The 6,768-nt window shown below is 40.5% G+C and carries 5 protein-coding genes; all 5 read left to right on the plus strand.

The genetic code is table 11. The annotated features are described in order from the left end of the window. The 5 genes from ACTHJT_RS08290 (at position 1) to ACTHJT_RS08310 (ending at position 6,396) form a co-directional block, all read left to right on the plus strand. On the plus strand, positions 1 to 150 hold the full coding sequence (locus ACTHJT_RS08290) for an RsmE family RNA methyltransferase (protein WP_440237547.1): 150 nt from the start codon (positions 1 to 3) through the stop codon (positions 148 to 150). Next, positions 147 to 812: a DUF4159 domain-containing protein gene (locus tag ACTHJT_RS08295; RefSeq protein WP_440237543.1), complete on the plus strand. Its 666-nt coding sequence runs from the start codon at positions 147 to 149 to the stop codon at positions 810 to 812. Before ACTHJT_RS08290 ends, ACTHJT_RS08295 begins: the two co-directional genes overlap by 4 nt. 93 nt (positions 813 to 905) lie before the next feature. Continuing rightward, positions 906 to 1,667, plus strand: coding sequence for an acyl-CoA desaturase (locus ACTHJT_RS08300; protein WP_440237544.1), 762 nt, complete (start codon positions 906 to 908; stop codon positions 1,665 to 1,667). A gap of 328 nt (positions 1,668 to 1,995) precedes the next feature. Next, the gene (gene smc / locus ACTHJT_RS08305) at positions 1,996 to 5,532 is read left to right on the plus strand and encodes a chromosome segregation protein SMC (protein WP_440237545.1); all 3,537 of its coding nucleotides are present in this window, start codon (positions 1,996 to 1,998) and stop codon (positions 5,530 to 5,532) included. Positions 5,533 to 5,793: 261 nt separating this feature from the next. Then, positions 5,794 to 6,396, plus strand: coding sequence for a hypothetical protein (locus tag ACTHJT_RS08310; protein WP_440237546.1), 603 nt, complete (start codon positions 5,794 to 5,796; stop codon positions 6,394 to 6,396). The last annotated feature ends 372 nt before the right edge of the window (positions 6,397 to 6,768 follow it).

Here is a 6,768-nt window from a genome sequence, read left to right on the forward strand (position 1 = left end):
ATAGGTCCGGAAGGTGACTTTACTCCGCAGGAAGTTCAGGCAGCTGTTGAAAAAGGATTTGTGAAAATTTCCTTAGGAAATTCTATATTACGTACTGAAACGGCTGCAATCGCGTCGTGTCATATATTGAATCTGATCCAGGAACAATGAAAAAAATATATACAGGAATATTACTTTTGCTGGCTGGCATACTGTTGAGTTCTTCAACGTTCCAGCCCTCTTTCAAAATAGCAAAACTGAAATACCAGGGCGGCGGCGACTGGTACGCCAATAAAACTTCTCTGCCCAATCTGATTGCATTCTGCAATAAAAATATCGGCTTGAACCTGGCTCCCGAAGAAGATATTGTAGAGGCCGGCAGTACGGATTTATTTCTGCATCCGTTTGTGCATATGACCGGTCACGGAAACGTTGTTTTTTCTTCTGCTGAAGTTCAGAACCTGAGAAATTATTTAATAGGCGGCGGTTTCTTACATATCGACGACAACTACGGGATGGATAAATTTATCCGTCCGGAACTGAAGAAAATCTTTCCTGAATCCGAACTGGTTGAATTGCCTTTCACGCATGCGATTTACCACCAGAAATACCATTTCAATAACGGCCTTCCAAAGGTACACGAACACGATGGAAAAACGCCCAAAGGGTACGGTATCCTTTATAAAGGCAGATTAGTTGTTTTCTATACATATGAGTGCGATCTTGGCAACGGCTGGGAAGACAAACAGGTGTACAACGATCCCGAAGAAATACGTATAAAAGCGCTTCAAATGGGTTCCAATATCGTTTCATATGCATTAACTTCATATTAATCAACAACAATACATACTTCTGAAAAAAAATACTGCTTTTCAGCAACAAATTCATTAAATTTACTGTTCTAATACAAACCAAATAAAACTAAAATGTACGGTACAGCCTGGCCCATTATCATATTCTTCGTTGCACACTGGTATCTATCTTTGTTCAGCCAAACATTCTTCCTGCACAGATATTCTGCGCACGCAATGTTCAAAATGAATAAATTCTGGGAAAAATTCTTCTTTGTGTTCTTATACATCACGCAGGGATCTTCTTATTTAGTGCCAAGAGCTTACGGCGCTTTACACAGAATGCACCACGCATACAGCGACACTGAAAAAGATCCGCACTCTCCCCTATATTCAAGAAATGCATTTGTCATGATGTGGAAAACCAAAGACATCTATAATGCTGTTTTGAGAAGACAGGCAGACGTTGAAGAAAAATTCAACAAGAACCTTCCTGAATGGCCGTTGATCGACAAATTAGGCGATATGTGGACTTCAAGAATCGTCTGGGGTACACTGTATGTATTGTTCTACATCTATTTCGTACCTGCAGACATGTGGTATTTATACCTATTGTTACCAATCCACTTCTTAATGGGCCCGGTACACGGCGCTATCGTTAACTGGTTCGGTCACAAATTAGGTTATCAGAATTATGATAATAAAGATGCATCGAGAAACACGCTGGCATTGGATGTGTTGCTTGGCGGTGAGTTATTCCAGAACAACCACCACATGTATGGCAGCAGACCAAACTTTGCCATGAAATGGTTTGAATTTGACCCTACTTATCCGGTTATAAAAATATTGCACTATGTGCGTATTATCCGTCTGGTGAACCCGGATGCAAAAGCATAATCCGGATTGAGAAAATATTATTTGAAAGTCCCGCCTGAAGCGGGACTTTTTTTTGTCTTAATCAGGATTTGCTGGATTAAAGAATTGATAGGATTAAGTTGATGAGTACTTTTTTCAATTCTTCGGTCAGGGAACAATTGCGTTGTTTCTGTCTACGTTGAAAACTATTAAGCCTTAAAATATTTTTTTGATTTATAAGCATTTATGCAAATACCTACCTGTATTCCTGTTAATAAAACTGTTGATAAACGGGTATAATGGGGGCAGTAACTCCTCTCCAATTATCTTACTTTTAAAAGATTAAAATTGACAAGAGAGGCGAATTTCCATGCAATTAAGTAAGTTAGAAATTAAGGGATTTAAGAGTTTTGGTGATAAGGTAGTCATTAACTTTGACGAAGGTATTACCGGTATTGTAGGTCCGAATGGCTGCGGAAAATCAAACGTTGTGGATGCCATCCGTTGGGTGTTGGGTGAACAGCGTACGCGTGCCCTCCGTTCCGACAAAATGGAGAACGTTATTTTTAACGGTACCAAAAACCGTAAGCCGCAACAGATGGCTGAGGTGTCGTTGACTTTCAACAACACTAAAAACCTCCTGCCTACGGAATATTCCCAGATTACGATTACTCGTCGTTACTACCGTACCGGCGATAGCGAATATTTATTGAATGGTGTTACCTGCCGTTTAAAAGACATCAACGACCTATTCCTGGATACAGGTATCGGCTCGGATTCATATGCCATCATTGAATTAAAAATGGTGGATGATATCCTGAACGATAAAGACGGTTCCCGTCGTGAGTTGTTTGAAGAAGCTGCCGGTATCTCTAAATTCAAGATGCGTAAAAAACAAACGCTGAAGAAACTGGAAGAAACCGATAAGGATCTGGAGCGCGTTGAAGATTTACTTTTCGAGATCAACAAAAACCTGAAGTCGCTTGAAAAACAAGCAAAGCAGACGGAGAAATACCACGAGATCAAGGAAGATTATAAAAATGCAAGCATTGACCTGGCAAAAGTAAGTGTGCAATCTCAGCACACGGAAATACAGGAGTTACATAAGAAGCTTGATGAAAAAAACGATTTACGTACGCAGTACAACTCTCAGATCAACGAAAAAGAAAGTAACGTTGAACAGGTAAAACTGGATATGGTTAATAAAGAAAAATTATTGGCCGACAGACAAAAAACGTTGAACGAGCACGTAAACCTGATCCGTACATTTGAGAGCGATAAAAAGATCAAGAATGAACGTCTGCGTTTCTTAAACGATAAAAGTAAATCTCTTACAGACCAGATTGAACTTGACAAGCAAAGCAACGACCGCGCGTCGTTCAGCTTAGACAGCCTGACAAAAGAAAAAGAATCTGCAGAGAAAGTATTCGAAGAAATTTCCCTGAAAGTTGAAAAACTGAAGCAGGAATACGAAGAACAAAAAGAGAAAAACAAAGTTCTGCAGGAAGAAGTAGGTACAGCATCCAGCACTTACAAACGTAAGCAGGAAGAAGTTTACCAGCTGAACAAACAACTTGAGATTTACGCGATCCAGTTGTCTTCACTGAAACAGGAATTGGAAAAAACAACCAGCGATACGTCTGCACATTCTGCCAATCTTTCAGAATTCGAAGCTAAAGCAAATGAAGTAAAGCGGACGCTGGATATCAAAAATGCGGAACTTGAAACACTTCAGGCCGAAGACGAGCGCATTCAGCAGCAGGTGCTCAATCTTGAAAAAGAGATTGAACAGATCCGTGAGCAGCTGACGCAGGCGAACAGAAAGCTTGATTCCAAACAGAACGAATTCAACCTGACCAAGTCAATGGTTGAGAACCTGGAAGGTTTTCCGGAAGCAATCAAATTCCTTAAGAAGAATGCATCCTGGGGCAAGGACACTCCGCTCCTTTCCGATATCCTTACCTGCGACGAGAAATTCAGGCTCTGTATAGAAAACTACCTGGAGTCGTTCATGAACTATTATGTAGTAGAGAACGAAGCGCAGGCAATACAGGCGGTGAATTTATTAAGTGATTCAGCAAAAGGTAAAGCAAATTTCTTTGTACTGACGCGCTTTAACAGCTACAACGCTTCGCATAAAAAAAATCACAGTGATTGCGTAGCGGCTTTAGACATTGTTGAATACGACAGCAAATACAAAGGCCTGATCCAATATATCCTGGACGGTGTTTATGTAATCACCGGCAACCAGGACATTATTCCGGAAGACGAACAATCCATCTTCATTACGCAAAACGGTAAACTTGCCAAACGAAAATACAGCATCTCCGGTGGTTCTGTAGGCTTGTTTGAAGGTAAGCGTATCGGCCGTGCGAAGAATATGGAGAAGCTTGAATCAGACATCAAGCAGATCACGACGGATATTGAAACCATCCGTGTTACGCTGGACACAAAATTAAAAGAGTTTTACCAGCTTAAAGAAAACACAAAAAAGCTGGAGGTTGAAGAACTCCGCAGAGAAATCAATCTGGTAAACAACGAATACATCACGCTTAAAACCAAACAGGAACAGCTGGCATCCATGCTATCTGACAACAGTTTGCGCAGAGAAGATGTATTGGATAAAATTGCCAAGATTGAAGAAGACATCAACATCAATACTCCTCTTGCCAAAGAAGGTAAAGATGAGCTGGAAGGCCTGGAAGAACGCCTGAATCAGTTAAACGATGAGTTCTCTCTTCAGACTACGCAACTGAGTAATAAGTCTGCGGTGTACAACCAGGAGAACATCGGTTTCCATCAGCAGCAAAACCGCGTAAACAGTTTAGAGCAGGAAATCGGCTATAAGCAAACCACGTTTGAGCAAAGCAAGGAACGTATCGCGAAAAACCAGGAAGAGCTGGAGATCACGAATGCAGAGATCCGCCAGATGGTTGACAGCGCTGATGTAAGTGAAGATGAACTGATTGGTTTCTACAAAGAAAAAGAAGCGATTGAACAAGGCGTACACGAAGCTGAAAAAGATTATTACAGCACGCGTGCCCGCATTGATGAAGTAGAAAAAGAAGTTAAAGAAATCAGACGTAACCGCGAAGAGTGTGATGAAATCCTTGTTACCCTTCAGAACCGGATCACGGAAACTAAAATCGGCTTAAGCTCTATCAAAGAGCGTTTATCTGTCGAGTTTAACTTAAACCTGGATGAAGTGCTTGCCAACCAGAATCCGGATGAAGTGCTGCCGTCTGAAGAAGAACTGAAAGAGAAAGTAATTAAAATCAAGAATAGCCTGGATCGCTTAGGACCGATCAACCCGATGGCCATGGAAGCTTATCAGGAGATCAAAGAGCGCCATGTGTTTATTACCAGTCAGAAAGACGATCTTGCGAAATCAAAAGATTCATTGATGCAAACCATCAACGAAATTGATGTGGTTGCAAAAGCTACGTTCCTGGATGCTTTTGAAAAAATACGTGACAACTTTATCCGTGTGTTCCGCTCGCTGTTTACCGATGAAGATACCTGCGACCTGAAACTGGTGGATCCTGAAAATCCATTGGACTCTGCGATCGACATCATGGCAAAACCAAAAGGCAAACGTCCGTTAACGATCAACCAGTTATCGGGTGGTGAGAAAACGCTTACAGCGATCTCGCTCCTGTTCGCGATCTACCTGATCAAGCCGGCACCGTTCTGTATCTTTGATGAGGTTGACGCGCCGCTGGATGATGCCAACATTGATAAATTCAACAACATCATCCGTCAGTTTGCGGGTGAGTCTCAGTTCATCATTGTAACGCACAACAAGCGTACGATGGCAAGCACGGATATCATCTACGGTATCACCATGGTTGAGCAAGGAGTATCGAGACTGGTGCCTGTGGATCTGAGATCGTTGAATGAAGCGTAAGGTAGGTTCGAGGTACTAGTTACTAGACTAAAGTACAGAGTAGAGAGTACAAAGTATTTGACATAAAAAAGTCTTCATGTTCCGATAGCTATCGGGACATGGAGACTTTTTTATGTCGGATTGTATCGATCAGATTAAGAGCTGCTGGATGACTTGGCTATCTGAAAAAATCTCTTTACCTTTTCCCGACATATCAAATATGCATGCAGTATGTGCGTGTATTAAAGAGTTGCAGACAATTTTCGGTGAAGACAAAAAAAGATGACAGCGTTAATAATATTCATAGGCCTAATTGTTGGACTAAATTGTATTCCACTTCTGACAAAAACTAACTTTCCAAAAACAGAGAAAGTAATCGTTAAACTATTAGTTACTACGACAATATTATTTCTGATAATTTTATTTTTTGCATTTAACGGTTACAGACTAAAAGGACAATACACTTTTGTGACAATCACTTTGATATTTATCGGCTTGACAATTATTTATTTTGCAGTTTTCAAAAATACGACAACGAAAATACTGACAGCTACACTCCTTCTGACACCATTATTAACGGTAAGTATTTTCACACTTCTGATTGGACAAGTGCTAAAAGAATTTGACATAAACAACAAGACTAAAATTATTATTACAACAGGTGGATTTTTATCTTGCGGAGAACTAATTTATATCACACAAACAAAGCTTGGACTTTTTGACAAAGAAGTCCATTATGAAAACAGTCTTTGTTTGCGTGGTATTGAAAAAATAGAAACAGTAAAAATTGACGACAGACACGCTGAATTTCTAATTTATCACGACAAAACCATGGACTCTGAAAATCCATACAAATATGATGTGGAAAGAAAAACCGGCTGGTAATACGGGATTCGCGTCACCTTATGACAAACAGCGCGTCTTCACCATGGTCTGTGGCTCCGAGACCATTGAACTGGTTAAAGGAAAGATGCAAATACACCTTAGACCCGTAACTTTAGGACATTTGGAAAAAGTTATTGAAACAGGAAGCTGGTTTAATGAACGATAAAAATGAGATAGCATAAAAAAGTCCTGCCGGAAATTTCCGGCAGGACTTTTTTATGCTTTACTCTTAAAGTGACTACTCCGTTTTTGTAGCTCCTGTACCTGTAGTTGTTGTAGCGCCGGATGGAGCTAACGCAGGAACTGAACTTGCTGAATAGTTTGAACTCTTGATGATGTTTTCGAAAAACAGGATAGACCAGATGATGTTTT

Source organism: Cytophaga sp. (assembly GCF_051961495.1).
Lineage (GTDB): Bacteria > Bacteroidota > Bacteroidia > Cytophagales > Cytophagaceae > Cytophaga.

Excerpts from the sequence above, each read along its gene's own strand:
- ACTHJT_RS08300 (WP_440237544.1), top strand. The coding sequence starts at position 906 with ATGTACGGTACAGCCTGGCCCATTATCATATTCTTCGTTGCACACTGG.
- ACTHJT_RS08310 (WP_440237546.1), top strand. The coding sequence starts at position 5,794 with ATGACAGCGTTAATAATATTCATAGGCCTAATTGTTGGACTAAATTGT.
- smc (WP_440237545.1), top strand. The coding sequence starts at position 1,996 with ATGCAATTAAGTAAGTTAGAAATTAAGGGATTTAAGAGTTTTGGTGAT.
- ACTHJT_RS08295 (WP_440237543.1), top strand. The coding sequence starts at position 147 with ATGAAAAAAATATATACAGGAATATTACTTTTGCTGGCTGGCATACTG.